Source organism: Noviherbaspirillum sp. ST9 (assembly GCF_048799745.1).
Taxonomy (GTDB): Bacteria; Pseudomonadota; Gammaproteobacteria; order Burkholderiales; family Burkholderiaceae_D; genus Noviherbaspirillum.
This window is the reverse complement of sequence record NZ_JBLWFR010000004.1, coordinates 526,810-540,988: the sequence shown is the minus strand read 5'-3', so window position 1 is coordinate 540,988 and position 14,179 is coordinate 526,810. Positions and strand designations below refer to the sequence as shown.

The window sequence follows — 14,179 nt, the reverse complement described above, 5'->3', positions numbered from 1 at the left end:
TTAGGTGGGTGTGGTTGGGGTCGAGGGGTTGAACAATAACGACTATGGATTCCAGTCTACAAAGTTCTTGTACAGGCGCAATCCCGCCGCCGCACTTTTTTCCGGGTGAAACTGGGTCGCAAATATATTGTCTTTTGCCACGGCGCACGCGAAGGGGGCGCCGTAGGTGGTTTCGCCGGCCACGTTTGCCGGGTCGGACGGAACCGCGTAATAGCTGTGCACGAAGTAGAAATAGCTGTTGTCATCAATGCCATTCCACAACGGGTGGGACAATGTCTGTTTCACACGGTTCCAGCCCATCTGGGGCACCTTGAAGCGCGAGCCATCCTCCTGCGCCAGGCCGTCGAGACGGAAGCGCACGACTTTACCGGGCAGCAAACCAATGCCAGGGGTGTCGCCCTCTTCGCTCCAGTCGAACAGTAACTGCTCACCCACGCACACACCAAGCATCGGCTTGGTGCGCGTCGACTCCACGACGGCATCCTGCAAGCCGGATTCGCGCAGGCAACGCATGCAGTCGGGCATGGCGCCCTGCCCCGGCAATACGAGGCGGTCTGCGGATTTGATGTCAGCCAGTTCGCCGGAAATGCGCACATCCGCTTCCGGAGCGACATGACGCAGCGCCTGCGCGACGGAGCGCAGGTTGCCCATGCCGTAATCCACTACAACGATCTTTTTCATGTCAGAAATCGGGTTGTCGGTCCGCGAATCCGTCGCGGTTACAGACTGCCTTTCGTCGAAGGAATCGTCCCTGCAGCGCGCGGGTCGAGTTCGGCGGCCATGCGCAGCGCGCGGCCGAATGCCTTGAACACGGTTTCGCACTGATGGTGTGCATTCTCGCCGCGCAGGTTATCGACGTGAAGGGATACCAGGGCATGATTGACGAAGCCCTGGAAGAATTCGTGGGTCAGGTCCACGTCGAAGGCGCCGATCATCGAACGCTTGAACGGGACGTGGAACTCAAGGCCCGGACGGCCGGAAAAATCGACGACGACGCGCGACAGCGCCTCGTCGAGCGGCACGTAGGCATGGCCGTAGCGGCGGATGCCCTTCTTGTCGCCGATGGCCTTGGCGAAGGCCTGGCCGAGCGTGATGCCGACGTCTTCGACGGTGTGGTGCGCGTCGATATGCAAATCGCCCTTTGCTTCGATGTCGAGGTCGATCAGGCCATGACGGGCGATCTGGTCGAGCATGTGATCGAGGAAGGGCACACCGGTGTTCAGCTTCTGCTGGCCGGTGCCGTCGAGGTTGATCGCAACGCGGATCTGCGTTTCGTTGGTATTGCGAGTGACCTCGGCAATGCGTGACGTGGACATGTTAAGTGGGGACTACCAAAGTTACGAATCAAGCGACGCTTTCATGGCGTCGAGGAATATCCGGTTCTCTTCCGGAGTGCTGACCGTCACACGAAGACAGTTTTCCAGCAATGGATGCATTTTACCGACATTTTTGATCAAAACCTTACGATCCAATAATGCAGAAAATACACCGTCGGCCGAAATCTTCGGATTTTTCACGCGAATCAGCAGGAAATTCGCTGCCGAAGGGAAAACCTCGACGCCGGGAAGCGCCGCCAGATCGGCAATCAGCTTGGTCCGCTCCCAACGCAGAGAGGTCGCCTGCGCGTCCAGCACGTCGACATGGTCGAGCACGAACTCCGCGGCTGCCTGGGTCAACACATTGACGTTATAGGGCGGGCGCACCTTGTCGAATTCCACGAGAAGCGCGCTGCTGCAGGACATATAGCCGAGGCGGATGCCTGCCAGGCCGAGCTTGGACACGGTACGCATCACGACGAGATTGGGGAATTCGGCCAGGCGGGGCATGAAGGTCGCTTGGGCGAAAGGCTGGTATGCCTCGTCCACGATGACGACGCCCGAATCACCGGCTGCGCGAAGAATGTCGACCATATCGTCGGCGTCGAACAGGTTGCCGGTCGGATTGTTCGGGTACGCGAGATAAGTGATCGCTGGCTTATGCTCCTTGATGGCGGCGAGCATGGCGGCCTTGTCGAGGGTGAAGTCCGGCTTGAGCGGCACGCCGACAAACTCCATGCCGGCAAATTTCGCGGACATCGCGTACATGACGAATCCAGGCGTCGGCGCCAACACTTTCGCGCCCGGCTTTGCGCAGGCGACCGAGACAATGGTGATGAGCTCGTCGGAACCATTGCCGAGGATGACATCGAATCCGGCAGGTACGCCCTGCGTTGTGCAGATCTTCACCTTGAGCTGGGAATAGGACGGCACCGGGTAGCGGTTCAGCGCGACGTCCGACAGCCGGCGCCCCAACTCTTCCCGCAGCGTTTCCGGCAGGACGTAGGGGTTCTCCATTGCGTCCAGCTTAACGAAGCCGCCGGCATCCGGCACATGGTAGGCGGAAAGCGCGCGGACTTCGGGACGGATGATGTTTTCGATCAGGGACATGATGTTCTGCTTTCAGGCTGCTTCGGGCTCGGGCTTGTCGACCTCGGCCAGACGGTTTTCGATCAGTGCACAGTAATCCGGATTCAGCTCGAATCCGACGAAATTCCGGCCGCTGCGCTTCGCCGCGACGGCGGTGGTCCCGCTGCCCATGAAGGGATCCAGCACGACGCCAGCCGGCGGACAGGATGCCTTGAGCATGCGCTCGACGATCTCCAGCGGTTTCTGCGTGGGATGGTCGGCGCGCTCGCGGTGTTCACGGTGCAGGCGTGACACGCTCCACACGTCCTTCGGGTTGTAGCCGATTTCCAGCCACTTCGCGCCGACGAAGATCGAGCGGGAGCGGGCCTTCTTGGTTTCCGCGTCGTACGGAATGCGCACCGCGTCTAGGTCGAAATAGTAGTCCTTCGCCTTGACGAAAAAGCCGATGGTATCGTGCACCGAGGAAAACTTGCGTGTGCTGCCGCCCATCGACGGCACGCGGCGGTCCCAGATGATTTCGTTGACCATCGTCATGCGCTTCTTGAGCATGACGAAGATTTCCGGCGAGTAGCGCCAGGTCAGGAAGATGTACAGGCTGCCGTTGGGCTTGAGCTTAGGCAGTGCTGCATGGACCCATTGTTCGGTCCAGCTCATGTAGGCTTCGGCATCGAGTTTGTCGGAATCGTTGCCGTAGTCCTTGCCCAGCCCGTAGGGCGGGTCGGCGATCAGCAGGTCGATGCTGCCGTCAGGAATGCGGGCGAAGCCCTGCAACGCATCTTCACAGAAGACGCGGTTGAGCCAGGGTGTCACCACTGCACCCGCCTCATTTCAGGCGGTACTCGGCCGAGCCGGCGTGTGCCTGCAGACCCTCGCCATAGGCGAGTTCGGCCGCAACTTTGCCGAGCGTCCGGGCGCCGGCTTCGCTCACGTGGATGATGCTGGAGCGCTTCTGGAAATCGTACACACCCAGCGGCGACGAAAAGCGTGCGGTACGCGAGGTCGGCAGCACATGGTTCGGACCGGCGCAGTAATCGCCCAGCGATTCGGAGGAGAAACGGCCAAGGAACATCGCGCCCGCATGGCGGATCTTGTCGGCCCACTTCTGCGGATTTTCGGTGGAGATCTCGAGGTGCTCGGCGGCGATCAGGTTGGCGATCTCGCAGGCCTCGTCCATGTCGCGGACCTTGACCATCGCGCCGCGGTTGACCAGCGAGGTGCGGATTACATCCTTGCGCGGCATGGCGTCCAACTGGCGGTTGATGCTGGCTTCGACCTTTTCGATATACGTTGCATCCGGACAGACGAGGATGGACTGCGCCAATTCGTCATGCTCTGCCTGGGAGAACAGGTCCATGGCGATCCAGTCGGGATCGGTCGTGCCGTCGCAAACCACGAGGATCTCGGACGGACCGGCAATCATGTCGATGCCGACGATGCCGAAGACGCGGCGCTTTGCGGCGGCGACGTAGGCATTGCCGGGACCGACGATCTTGTCAACCTGGGGAATCGTTGCGGTGCCGTACGCCAGGGCACCGACAGCCTGTGCTCCGCCGATGGTGAACACGCGATCGACACCGGCAATCGCGGCAGCGGCCAGCACCAGTTCGTTTTTCACGCCGCCGGGGGTGGGAACGACCATGATGACTTCCTGCACGCCGGCGACCTTGGCCGGGATCGCATTCATCAGCACGGACGAGGGATAGGCTGCCTTGCCACCGGGGACGTAGATGCCGACGCGGTCGAGCGGTGTCACCTTCTGGCCGAGCACGGTACCGTCGGCTTCGGTGTACGTGAAGCCATCGCCGCCGGTTTCCGCCTTCTGGCGCGCGTGATAGGCGCGTACGCGATCCGCTGCCGTCTGCAACGCGTTGCGTCGCTCGGGCGTCAGACTTTCGAGTGCGGCCTGCAGTTCAGGCTTGCCGATTTCCAGGCTGGCAACATCGGCTGCGCTAAGCTTGTCGAAACGATTGGTGTACTCGATCACAGCGGCATCGCCGCGCGCCTTCACCTCGGCGAGGATCTGTGCCGCTACACGGTCGATCGCATCGTCTTCGCTCGCTTCGAACGCGAGTACGGCGGAGAGCTGCGCCTTGAAATCCGGCTGGCTGGAGTCGAGTTTGCGAATCTGGATGGTCATGGCCTTATTCCGCTTTCGAAGCCTTTTCGAAGGCTTCCAGGATGGGTTGCAGGCGTTCGCGTTTCAACTTGAGCGCGGCCTGGTTCACCACGAGGCGCGAGGAGATTTCCATGATGTGCTCGACTTCGACCAGGTTGTTTGCGCGCAGCGTGCTGCCGGTGCTCACCAAGTCGACAATCGCATCGGACAGGCCGACCAGCGGACCGAGCTCCATGGAGCCATACAGTTTGATCAGATCGACGTGGACGCCCTTGGCAGCGAAATGCTCGCGCGCGCATTTCACGTACTTGGTGACGACACGCAGGCGTGCGCCCTGGCGGACGGCGCTGGCGTAGTCGAATCCGGAGGGCACGGCGACCGACAGGCGGCACTTCGCGATGTTCAGGTCGATCGGCTGGTAGAGTCCTTCGCCGCCATGCTCGAGCAGCACATCCTTGCCCGCAACGCCGAAGTCGGCCGCGCCGTACTGCACGTACGTCGGCACGTCGGAAGCGCGCACGATGATGACGCGGACCGCCGGATCGTTGGTCGGCAGGATCAGCTTGCGCGATTTTTCCGGATCTTCGGTGACGGTGATGCCGGCGGCCTGCAGCAGCGGCATGGTTTCTTCGAAAATGCGGCCCTTGGACAGCGCGAGGGTCAGTTGCTGGCTCATCATTTCACTCGCTGGATATTGGCGCCGACGGCGGAAAGTTTGGCTTCCATGCGGTCGTAGCCGCGGTCCAGGTGATAGATGCGATCGACCAGCGTCTCGCCTTGCGCGGCCAGCGCGGCGATCACGAGCGATGCGGATGCACGCAGGTCGGTTGCCATGACCGGTGCGCCGACAAGCTTGTCCACACCCTGCACTACTGCGGTGTGGCCGTCGATGTCGATCGATGCGCCGAGGCGATTCAGTTCCTGTACGTGCATGAAACGGTTTTCGAAGATGGTTTCCGTCACGCGGCTGCTGCCGTCGGCGATGCAGTTGAGCGCCATGAACTGCGCCTGCATGTCGGTCGGAAAACCGGGGTATTCGGTGGTACGGAAGCTGACTGCCTTCGGGCGTGCCGCCATCTGCACGCGAATCCAATCAGGGCCGGTCGTCAGGATGGCGCCTGCTTCGCGCAGCTTGTCGAGGGCGACGTCGAGGATGTCGCTACGGGTGTTCTTCAGCGTGACATCGCCGCCCGCCGCAGCGACCGCGCACAGGAAGGTGCCGGTCTCAATGCGGTCGGGAATGACGTTGTGCGACGCGCCGTGGAGTTTTTCCACGCCCTGGATCACGAGGCGGTCGGTACCGATGCCTTCGATTTTTGCGCCCATCTGCACGAGCAGGTTGGCGAGGTCGGTCACTTCCGGTTCGCGCGCGGCGTTTTCCAGGACTGTTTCACCTTCGGCCAGCACAGCGGCCATCAGCAGGTTTTCGGTGCCGGTCACGGTGATCATGTCGGTGACGATGCGCGCGCCCCTGAGCTTCTTCGCCTTGGCGTGGATATAGCCGGCCTCGATCGCGATGTCGGCACCCATGGCCTGCAGCCCCTTGATGTGCTGGTCCACAGGCCGCGATCCGATCGCGCATCCGCCCGGCAGGGATACCTTGGCTTCGCCGAAGCGCGCCACCAGCGGTCCGAGCACGAGGATGGCCGCGCGCATGGTCTTCACGAGCTCATACGGTGCTTCCAGCTTTTCGATGGCGCCGCCATTCAGCGACATGCGGTCGCCGTCCTGCTCGACACGCAGGCCCATCTGGCGCAGCAGCTTGAGCATGGTGTTGACGTCCTGCAGGTGCGGGACGTTGGACAGTTGCACGGTGTCGGCGGTGAGCAGGCCGGCGCACAGGATGGGCAGGGCCGCATTCTTCGCACCGGAGATATTGATTTCACCCGACAGGCGGTTGCCGCCGGTAATAAGCAGTTTGTCCATTACTGTTGCTGGAATTCTTCAGGAGTCAGGGTTTTCATCGACAGCGCGTGGATTTCCTCACGCATGCGGTCACCGAGTGCTGCATACACGAGCTGGTGGCGCTGGATGGGGCGCTTGCCTGCAAAAGCCGGCGAGACGATCACCGCGCTGAAATGATGGCCGTCGCCCTCCACGTCGAGGTGGGTGCATTCGAGGCCGGCGGCGATATAGCTTTTGATGAGCTCGGGGGTGGGAAGCATGGTATTCCTTTAGTGGCGCAGTTTGTATCCGGTCTTCAGCAGGCGGATGGCAAAGCCTGCGAGCAGAAGGAAAAATACGCTGACGATGATGAAACTGGTCGATGGATCGACGTCGGATTGGCCGAAAAAGCCATGACGGAAGCCATCAATCATATAAAAAAACGGGTTGAAGTGCGATACCGTTTGCCAGAACGCAGGCAGCGAGTGGATCGAGTAGAACACGCCGGAAAGGAAAGTCGCCGGCATGATCAGGAAGTTCTGGAAGGCAGCAAGCTGGTCGAACTTTTCCGCCCAGATACCGGCGATCAGGCCCATGGTGCCAAGAATGGCAGCCCCCAAGAGCGCAAAGATGACGATCCACCATGGCGAATGGAACGAAATATCCGCCGCCCACATGGTCACAGTGAATACGCCGGCGCCAACGGCAAGGCCGCGGATAACGGAAGCGAGCACATACGCACCGAACAGCTCCCAGTGCGACAGCGGCGGTAGCAGCACGAACACGAGGTTGCCGGTGATCTTGGACTGGATCAGCGACGATGAGCTGTTGGCGAAGGCATTCTGCAAGACGCTCATCATCACCAGGCCGGGAATCAGGAACGAGGTATAGCGCACGTCGGGGTACACCTGCACGTGATCTTCCAGCACGTGGCCGAAGATCAGCAGGTACAGCATCGCGGTCAGGATCGGCGCGGTGATGGTCTGCATCGCCACCTTCCAGAAGCGCAGCACTTCCTTGTAGAGCAGTGTCCGGAAGCCGGTCATTTCTCGCCCTCCATGATCTGGATGAAAACGTCTTCCAGGTCTGCCTGCTGCAGCTGCATGTCCTCGATCACGGCGCCGGCCTCGCGCAGACGTGCGAGGATCGGTTCGACTTCGGTGTATTCGTTGACGCGCAAGGTGTACTTGCTGCCGGCAATGAGTTCGTCGGGGTGAGAAACCAGCGGCTTGAGGCCGTCCGGCAGCGCGCCCCTGGCGAGGCGAACCACCAGCTGCGAGCCGGAAATGCGCTTGATCAGGGCGGAGGTGGAATCGAGCGCCACCACTTTGCCGGCCTTCAGCATCGCAATGCGATTGCACAGCGCCTGCGCCTCTTCGAGATAGTGCGTCGTCAGCACGATGGTGTGCCCTTCGCGATTGAGGCGCGCGATGAACTTCCACAGCGTCTGGCGCAACTCGACGTCGACGCCGGCCGTCGGCTCATCCAGCACGATGACCGGCGGTTTGTGGACAAGCGCCTGCGCAACCAGCACGCGGCGCTTCATGCCGCCGGACAGCGCGCGCGTATTGGTATCGGCCTTGTTGGTCAGGTCGAGGTTGGCCATCACCTCATCGATCCACTTGTCGTTGTTCTTCAGACCGAAATAGCCGGATTGCATGCGCAGGGTTTCGCGCACGGTGAAAAAAGGATCGAAGACGAGCTCTTGCGGAACGACGCCGAGGCGCTTGCGGGCCTCGCGATAATCGCGCACGACGTCGTAGCCATGGATGGAAACATTGCCGGCGTCGGCGCGATTGAGTCCGGCGATGATCGAGATCAGTGTGGTCTTGCCCGCGCCGTTCGGGCCGAGCAGGCCGAAGAACTCGCCCTGCTCAATGGATAGCGACACGCCGCCAAGCGCCTGAAGCGACTTGTAGCGTTTTTCGACATTGACGATTTGGAGAGCAGCCATGGCGGCTAGATTTTCCTGAAGGGCGGGCGACGTATCGCAGCCAGGTGCGATACGAGCGGCGAAACCCTTGATTATATTGGATTTCCGGGCAGGAAGCCGGATCTGAAGAGTGACCGGTGAGGGTCAATGATGCGGCAGGTCGGCGCGCGGCGAAGTATGGAGCAGCCCATCCACGTCGTACAGGTGGACCAGGCTCTGGAGATTGGCGGGAAGATTGCTGAATTCCAGCGACTTGCCGTTGCTGCGCGCCGCGCGTTGCCAAGCCAGCATGGTGGCAACGGCGGCGGAATCAACCGAGGTCAACTCGGCGAGGTCGAACTGCGTCTGCCCGTCGGCGATCGCGCGCAATCCGTCGTCAAGCACGGATGTCGCGTTGTTCACGGTCAGCGTCTGGGCGGGACGGTAGGTCATCAGGACGACTTGCCGGTCTTGGCCGCGCTGGCGGCGAGACGCTTGTTACGGTCGGAGAGGGTCTTGATCAGGCCGTCGATGCCGCCCTTGCCGATCTCCGCCGCGAAGTTACCCTTGTAGGTCTCCACCAGCCATGCGCCGAGGACGTTGACGTCATAGATCTTCCAGCCGGAAGGCGATTTTTCGAGGCGATAGTTGAGCTGGATGGGATCGCCGCCGCGCGGCTGCAGGACCTGCGAGCGCACTTCGACCTCGGTGTCGCTGGCGTCAGCCCGCATCGGCTTGAATTCCAGCTTCTGGTCCTTGACCTGGGATATCGCGCCCGAGTAGGTGTAGACCAGCAGGGTGCGGAATTCATTGGTCAACTGCTTCTGCTGCTCGGGGGTCGCTTCGCGCCAGAACCGGCCGGCGGCCAGCGCGGTCATGCGCTGGAAGTCTACGTGCGGCAGGATCTTGGCTTCGACGAGTTCGAGCACGCGCTTCTGGTTGCCCGACTGGATATCCTTGTCGCTCTTGGCAGTGTCGAGCACTTCCTGGCTGATGCGCTTGACCAGGGCATCCGGGGCTTCCTGCGCCACCGCTGCCGGCGCAAACGCGAGGCCCGCGAGCGCAAAACCGGCCACTGCAAACAATTTCTTGAAAACGTTCATATCTTCCTGGGTAGTAAAAGACGGACTGCCTGCTTGTCCGGGAAAGGTTGGCACATTCGATAACCGGTATCGTACCAAACGGTGACAAAACAGGTCGGCTATTGCTTTGCTTCCTTTTCCACAACCTTAATGCTGGCTGCGCCGCCGTTTTGTTCCACTTTGACAACCGCTCCCTGTGCAGGTTCCTCAATTGTTGTCGGAGTGCCATGTGTTACAGCAGCCGGGTCGCTGGGTCCGGATTCGCCGCTTGCCTCACTCGGCCCGACATCGAATTCGTACGCGCTACTCGGCGGGTCTCCATCGTAAACCTTGCTCTGCCGGCGCTGCAGATACGCGTCGCGCACGAACTCGTAACGGTCGAGCGCTGCCTCCTCGATCAGGTTGGAGGCATCAAGCACGGACGCGCGCAGATCGACGACGCGAATGACCGAGCCGACGTTGCGTGTATGCGCCGGTCGAATGTGGTGCCAGGGATCGGCCTCGATATCAATTGGCAGGACAGCAACGTCACGCAGCGTCGATGAACCCAACAGTGGGAGCACGACATACGGCCCCGATCTCACGCCCCATTTGCCGAGGGTCTGACCGAAATCTTCCTTGTGTTTCGGCAGGCCCGCTTCCGTACCGATGTCCAGCAGACCACCAAGACCGAACGTGGTGTTGAAGGTAAAGCGCATGACGTCCGTCAGGCCGTTCTCCAACTTGCCCTGCAACAGGTTATTGACCGCCGTCCAGCCATCCTCCAGGTTGCCGAAGAAATTACCGACGCCGATCTGCACGAAATCAGGCAAGTTTTTGTATGCTTGCGCCGCCGGCTTCACCGCGGCCTGGTCGACCGCGTCGTTGAACTGGAACATGGCACGGTTGAATTTCTCGAACGGGTCCTGGGGATGCGTCGAGGCGCAGCCCGTCAATGCGAGCGCTGCCGCAAGCATCAGGATTCGTAACGCAGGGCCCATTATTTCTCGCCTTCCTTTCCTTCGGCTGCTTTGCTGTACAAAAATTGACTGATGAGGCTTTCCAGCACCACGGCGGACTGCGTCATCTTGATGCGATCGCCGGCAGCGAGGTTGTTCGTATCGCCACCGGCCTCAAGGCCGATGTATTGCTCGCCAAGCAGGCCGGATGTCAGGATCTTGGCGGACGTATCCTTGGGAAATTTGTAGTTCGTTTCCAGCTCAAGCGTCACGACGGCCTGATAGGACTTGTCGTCAAAGGCGATGTTTCCCACACGGCCAACCACCACGCCCGCACTCTTGACGGGCGCACGCGGCTTGAGCCCGCCGATATTGTCGAACTTGGTGACGACCGGATACGTTTTCTCGAAGGACAGTGAACTCATGTTCCCCGCCTTCATCGCCAGAAAAAACAGGGCGGCCGCGCCAAGCAGCACGAATAAGCCCACCCACAAGTCTAGAGATTTTCTTTGCATGACCCAATACCCTAAATATAGGATGCGGAACCGCTTTGCGGTGCCGTAAAACGAATAACCATATTGCGCGTAGATCCTTTCGGCATCTACTTGCCCAACGTTAGCTGAACATCAGCGCAGTCAGCAGGAAGTCCAGCCACAGTACGGACAGGGAGGCAATCACGACGGTGCGCGTTGTCGCCCGGGCGACGCCTTCCGGTGTCGGCTGCGCCTCGTATCCCTGGAAGAGAGCCGTAAAGGTAACGGCAAATCCGAAAACGATGCTCTTGATGACGCCGTTGGCAATGTCCTTCCAGACATCCACGCCGGCCTGCATTTGCGACCAGAACGAGCCTTCATCGACGCCGATCATCAGGACGCCGACGACATAACCGCCAAGCACGCCGACCGCGCTGAAAATCGAGGCCAGTACCGGCATGGCAATCACCCCTGCCCAGAAACGCGGCGCGATCACGCGCTCCAGCGGATTGACGGCCATCATTTCCATGGCGGCCAGCTGCTCGCCGGCCTTCATCAGGCCGATTTCCGCGGTCAGGGAGGTTCCTGCCCGGCCGGCAAACAGCAAGGCAGTCACCACAGGCCCGAGCTCCCGCGTCAGCGACAATGCCACGAGAAGGCCGAGCGCCTCCTCCGAGCCGTAGCGGTTCAGGGTGTAATACCCCTGCAAGCCAAGCACAAAACCAACGAACAACCCCGATACGGCAATGATCAACAGCGAATAATTGCCGATGAAATGGATCTGGTCGGTCACCAGGCGCGGCCGGCGCAGTACGCCGCCCGACGATGCCAGGACGGCAAAAAATGCGCGCGTGGCGAAACCGACGTTCACGACCGATTCCCGGACCAACCTGCCAAGCGAGGCAACAGCGCCGATCATTGCGCCACCTCCCTGAACAGGTCTTCCTCGAGCGAACGCCCCGGATAATGGAAGGGCACGGGACCGTCCGCTTCCGCGTGAACAAACTGTTTCACGTACGGGTCTTCAGACGCCAGCATCTCTTGCGGCGTACCGTGCGCAACGATTTTCCCTTGCGACAGGAAGTACACGTGGTCGGCGATCAGGAAGGTTTCGTGCACATCGTGCGACACCACGATCGAGGTGGAACCGAGTGCATCATTCAGGCGGCGGATCAGGTTGGCGGCGACGCCCATCGAAATTGGATCGAGGCCCGCGAACGGCTCGTCGTACATGATGAGTTGCGGATCCAGTGCAATGGCGCGTGCAAGCGCGACGCGGCGCGCCATGCCGCCCGAGATTTCGGACGGCTTCAGCAAGGCGGCATTGCGCAATCCGACCGCATGCAACTTCATCAACACGAGGTCACGGATCAGTTCTTCGGGAAGGCGGGTGTGCTCGCGCAGGGGAAACGCGACGTTCTCGTACACAGTGAGATCGGTGAAAAGCGCGCCGTGCTGGAACAGCATGCCCATCCGGCGGCGCATTTCATACATCAGCTTCGCGTCGCGCGCATTGACAGTCTGACCATCAAACTGGATGCGGCCCTTTTGCGCCTGCAGTTGGCCCCCAATCAGGCGAAGGATGGTCGTTTTGCCCGAGCCGGAGCCACCCATGACTGCCACCACCTTCCCGCGCGGGAAGTCCATCCGGAGACCGGAAAGAATGGAGCGTGTTCCATAGGAAAAATGCAGGTCGTGGATTTCGACGAGGTTCGGCACAACGATTTATTTGACTCAAAAGTTAGATTGTAGTGCAAAACGGTCAACCGGGCCGGATTGTCCGTCCGGAAAAAGACGTGAAAAACGACAAAACCCGCCAGGCCGCAAGGCTTGGCGGGTTTTCTGCGCAATCGCAGATCAGCGGGGCAGAACCGAGGATCCCATCAGGAATTCGTCCACGGCACGCGCGCATTGGCGGCCTTCACGGATCGCCCACACCACCAGGGACTGGCCGCGGCGCATGTCGCCGGCGGCAAACACCTTGTCCACCGAGGTCTTGTAGCAGCCTTCGCCGTCAGTGGTCGCCTTGGCATTGCCGCGTGCGTCCTTGTCGACGCCGAACGCATCCAGCACCTGCTGCACCGGCGAGACAAAGCCCATCGCCAGCAGCACCAGGTCAGCCTTGAGTTCGAATTCGGAGTTCGGCACTTCAACCATCTTGCCGTCCTTCCACTCGACACGGGCGGCGATCAGCTTCTCGACCTTGCCGTTCTTGCCTTCGAGGCGCTTGGTCGCCACTGCCCAGTCGCGCTCGCAGCCTTCCTCATGGGAGGAAGAGGTACGCAGCTTGGTAGGCCAGTACGGCCAGACCAGGGGCTTGTTTTCCTGCTCCGGCGGCTGGGGCAGCAGTTCGAACTGGGTGACCGAGGCCGCGCCATGACGGTTGGAGGTGCCCACGCAGTCGGAGCCGGTGTCGCCGCCGCCGATGACAATGACGTGCTTGCCGCTCGCCATGATCTGGTCCTTCACCTTGTCGCCGGCGTTGACCTTGTTCTGCAGCGGCAGGAATTCCATCGCGTAGTGCACGCCCTTCAGCTCGCGGCCGGGAACCGGCAGGTCGCGCGGCTGCTCAGCGCCACCGGTAATGATGACGGCGTCGAAATCCTTCTGCAGCTGGTCGGGGGAAATCGTTTCCTTTGCCCAGTTGTAGACGTTCGGGGTGAAGTCCTTGCCGACGAAGACGCCGGTGCGGAAGGTCACGCCTTCAGCTTTCATCTGCTCGACGCGACGGTCGATGTGCGACTTCTCCATCTTGAAGTCGGGGATACCGTAGCGCAGCAGGCCGCCGACGCGGTCGTTCTTCTCGAACAGGGTCACGTCATGGCCGGCGCGCGCCAGCTGCTGGGCAGCGGCCATGCCTGCAGGGCCGGCACCGACGATCGCGACCTTCTTGCCGGTCTTGGCGGCGGGGACTTGCGGCTTTACCCAGCCGTTCTCCCAGCCCTTGTCGATGATGAAGTGCTCGATCGACTTGATGCCGACCGGGTCGCTGTTGATGCCGAGCGTGCAGGCAGCTTCGCAGGGCGCCGGGCAGATGCGACCGGTGAACTCGGGGAAGTTGTTGGTGGAGTGCAGGTTGTCCAGCGCCTCCTTGTAGTTGCCGTGATAAACCAGGTCATTCCAGTCCGGAATGATGTTGTTGACCGGGCAGCCGTTGTTGCAGAAGGGGATGCCGCAGTCCATGCAACGCGCGCCTTGTACCTTGGCGTCGGCGTCGGACAGGTGTACCACGAATTCCTTGTAATGCTTCTTTCGCAGTGGGGGTGCTTCGCTCGCCTCTTGCAGGCGTTGGTATTCCAGAAAGCCGGTTACTTTTCCCATTTTTTACTCACAATCTTGGCAGCAGGGGTCGCTTGCGGGACCTCTGCC

17 protein-coding genes are annotated in these 14,179 nt (G+C 60.9%); all 17 read right to left on the bottom strand.

What is annotated here, in order from left to right; all coding sequences use genetic code 11:
* Positions 1-42 precede the first annotated feature (42 nt).
* A complete protein-coding gene (gene hisH / locus ACNOHI_RS11710; RefSeq protein WP_420474834.1) occupies positions 43-681 on the bottom strand; it encodes an imidazole glycerol phosphate synthase subunit HisH in 639 nt (212 codons plus the stop codon).
* Between the two features lie 38 nt (positions 682-719).
* Positions 720-1,316, bottom strand: coding sequence for an imidazoleglycerol-phosphate dehydratase HisB (hisB, locus tag ACNOHI_RS11705; RefSeq protein ID WP_420474833.1), 597 nt, complete (start codon positions 1,314-1,316; stop codon positions 720-722).
* A gap of 21 nt (positions 1,317-1,337) precedes the next feature.
* Positions 1,338-2,426: a histidinol-phosphate transaminase gene (gene hisC, locus ACNOHI_RS11700; RefSeq protein ID WP_420474832.1), complete on the bottom strand. Its 1,089-nt coding sequence runs from the start codon at positions 2,424-2,426 to the stop codon at positions 1,338-1,340.
* Between the two features lie 12 nt (positions 2,427-2,438).
* A complete protein-coding gene (locus ACNOHI_RS11695) occupies positions 2,439-3,215 on the bottom strand; it encodes a DNA-methyltransferase (protein WP_420474895.1) in 777 nt (258 codons plus the stop codon).
* 13 nt (positions 3,216-3,228) lie between these two features.
* On the bottom strand, positions 3,229-4,542 hold the full coding sequence (gene hisD / locus ACNOHI_RS11690) for a histidinol dehydrogenase (RefSeq protein WP_420474831.1): 1,314 nt from the start codon (positions 4,540-4,542) through the stop codon (positions 3,229-3,231).
* Positions 4,543-4,546: 4 nt separating this feature from the next.
* Positions 4,547-5,197 (bottom strand): ATP phosphoribosyltransferase, encoded by a 651-nt coding sequence (hisG, locus tag ACNOHI_RS11685; protein ID WP_420474894.1) that lies wholly within the window; start codon positions 5,195-5,197, stop codon positions 4,547-4,549.
* Positions 5,197-6,447, bottom strand: a complete 1,251-nt coding sequence (gene murA, locus ACNOHI_RS11680) for a UDP-N-acetylglucosamine 1-carboxyvinyltransferase (RefSeq protein WP_420474830.1) — start codon at positions 6,445-6,447, stop codon at positions 5,197-5,199. The genes hisG and murA overlap by 1 nt, the downstream gene beginning before the upstream one ends.
* Positions 6,447-6,686: a BolA family protein gene (locus tag ACNOHI_RS11675; protein WP_420474829.1), complete on the bottom strand. Its 240-nt coding sequence runs from the start codon at positions 6,684-6,686 to the stop codon at positions 6,447-6,449. Before ACNOHI_RS11675 ends, murA begins: the two co-directional genes overlap by 1 nt.
* 9 nt (positions 6,687-6,695) lie before the next feature.
* Entirely contained in the window at positions 6,696-7,451 is a 756-nt protein-coding gene (locus tag ACNOHI_RS11670) for an ABC transporter permease (protein ID WP_420474828.1), read from the bottom strand.
* Positions 7,448-8,359, bottom strand: coding sequence for an ABC transporter ATP-binding protein (locus ACNOHI_RS11665; RefSeq protein ID WP_420474827.1), 912 nt, complete (start codon positions 8,357-8,359; stop codon positions 7,448-7,450). Before ACNOHI_RS11665 ends, ACNOHI_RS11670 begins: the two co-directional genes overlap by 4 nt.
* 123 nt (positions 8,360-8,482) lie before the next feature.
* Positions 8,483-8,770 carry an STAS domain-containing protein gene (locus tag ACNOHI_RS11660; RefSeq protein ID WP_420474826.1) on the bottom strand — a complete coding sequence of 96 codons (288 nt, stop codon included), beginning with the start codon at positions 8,768-8,770 and terminating at the stop codon, positions 8,483-8,485.
* Entirely contained in the window at positions 8,770-9,420 is a 651-nt protein-coding gene (locus ACNOHI_RS11655; RefSeq protein WP_420474825.1) for an MlaC/ttg2D family ABC transporter substrate-binding protein, read from the bottom strand. The genes ACNOHI_RS11660 and ACNOHI_RS11655 overlap by 1 nt, the downstream gene beginning before the upstream one ends.
* A gap of 98 nt (positions 9,421-9,518) precedes the next feature.
* The gene (locus ACNOHI_RS11650) at positions 9,519-10,379 is read right to left on the bottom strand and encodes a VacJ family lipoprotein (RefSeq protein WP_420474824.1); all 861 of its coding nucleotides are present in this window, start codon (positions 10,377-10,379) and stop codon (positions 9,519-9,521) included.
* A complete protein-coding gene (mlaD, locus tag ACNOHI_RS11645; protein ID WP_420474823.1) occupies positions 10,379-10,852 on the bottom strand; it encodes an outer membrane lipid asymmetry maintenance protein MlaD in 474 nt (157 codons plus the stop codon). The genes ACNOHI_RS11650 and mlaD overlap by 1 nt, the downstream gene beginning before the upstream one ends.
* A gap of 100 nt (positions 10,853-10,952) precedes the next feature.
* Positions 10,953-11,729: a lipid asymmetry maintenance ABC transporter permease subunit MlaE gene (gene mlaE, locus ACNOHI_RS11640; protein ID WP_420474822.1), complete on the bottom strand. Its 777-nt coding sequence runs from the start codon at positions 11,727-11,729 to the stop codon at positions 10,953-10,955.
* Positions 11,726-12,529 (bottom strand): ABC transporter ATP-binding protein, encoded by an 804-nt coding sequence (locus tag ACNOHI_RS11635; protein ID WP_420474821.1) that lies wholly within the window; start codon positions 12,527-12,529, stop codon positions 11,726-11,728. The genes mlaE and ACNOHI_RS11635 overlap by 4 nt, the downstream gene beginning before the upstream one ends.
* A 138-nt stretch (positions 12,530-12,667) precedes the next feature.
* On the bottom strand, positions 12,668-14,131 hold the full coding sequence (locus ACNOHI_RS11630) for a glutamate synthase subunit beta (protein ID WP_420474820.1): 1,464 nt from the start codon (positions 14,129-14,131) through the stop codon (positions 12,668-12,670).
* Positions 14,132-14,179: the final 48 nt, after the last annotated feature.

What these genes read in the sequence shown, in the direction of transcription:
- hisH (WP_420474834.1), bottom strand. Translation starts at nt 681, where the DNA reads ATGAAAAAGATCGTTGTAGTGGATTACGGCATGGGCAACCTGCGCTCC.
- hisB (WP_420474833.1), bottom strand. Translation starts at nt 1,316, where the DNA reads ATGTCCACGTCACGCATTGCCGAGGTCACTCGCAATACCAACGAAACG.
- hisC (WP_420474832.1), bottom strand. Translation starts at nt 2,426, where the DNA reads ATGTCCCTGATCGAAAACATCATCCGTCCCGAAGTCCGCGCGCTTTCC.
- hisD (WP_420474831.1), bottom strand. Translation starts at nt 4,542, where the DNA reads ATGACCATCCAGATTCGCAAACTCGACTCCAGCCAGCCGGATTTCAAG.
- hisG (WP_420474894.1), bottom strand. Translation starts at nt 5,197, where the DNA reads ATGAGCCAGCAACTGACCCTCGCGCTGTCCAAGGGCCGCATTTTCGAA.
- murA (WP_420474830.1), bottom strand. Translation starts at nt 6,447, where the DNA reads ATGGACAAACTGCTTATTACCGGCGGCAACCGCCTGTCGGGTGAAATC.
- ACNOHI_RS11675 (WP_420474829.1), bottom strand. Translation starts at nt 6,686, where the DNA reads ATGCTTCCCACCCCCGAGCTCATCAAAAGCTATATCGCCGCCGGCCTC.
- ACNOHI_RS11670 (WP_420474828.1), bottom strand. Translation starts at nt 7,451, where the DNA reads ATGACCGGCTTCCGGACACTGCTCTACAAGGAAGTGCTGCGCTTCTGG.
- ACNOHI_RS11665 (WP_420474827.1), bottom strand. Translation starts at nt 8,359, where the DNA reads ATGGCTGCTCTCCAAATCGTCAATGTCGAAAAACGCTACAAGTCGCTT.
- ACNOHI_RS11660 (WP_420474826.1), bottom strand. Translation starts at nt 8,770, where the DNA reads ATGACCTACCGTCCCGCCCAGACGCTGACCGTGAACAACGCGACATCC.
- ACNOHI_RS11655 (WP_420474825.1), bottom strand. Translation starts at nt 9,420, where the DNA reads ATGAACGTTTTCAAGAAATTGTTTGCAGTGGCCGGTTTTGCGCTCGCG.
- ACNOHI_RS11650 (WP_420474824.1), bottom strand. Translation starts at nt 10,379, where the DNA reads ATGGGCCCTGCGTTACGAATCCTGATGCTTGCGGCAGCGCTCGCATTG.
- mlaD (WP_420474823.1), bottom strand. Translation starts at nt 10,852, where the DNA reads ATGCAAAGAAAATCTCTAGACTTGTGGGTGGGCTTATTCGTGCTGCTT.
- mlaE (WP_420474822.1), bottom strand. Translation starts at nt 11,729, where the DNA reads ATGATCGGCGCTGTTGCCTCGCTTGGCAGGTTGGTCCGGGAATCGGTC.
- ACNOHI_RS11630 (WP_420474820.1), bottom strand. Translation starts at nt 14,131, where the DNA reads ATGGGAAAAGTAACCGGCTTTCTGGAATACCAACGCCTGCAAGAGGCG.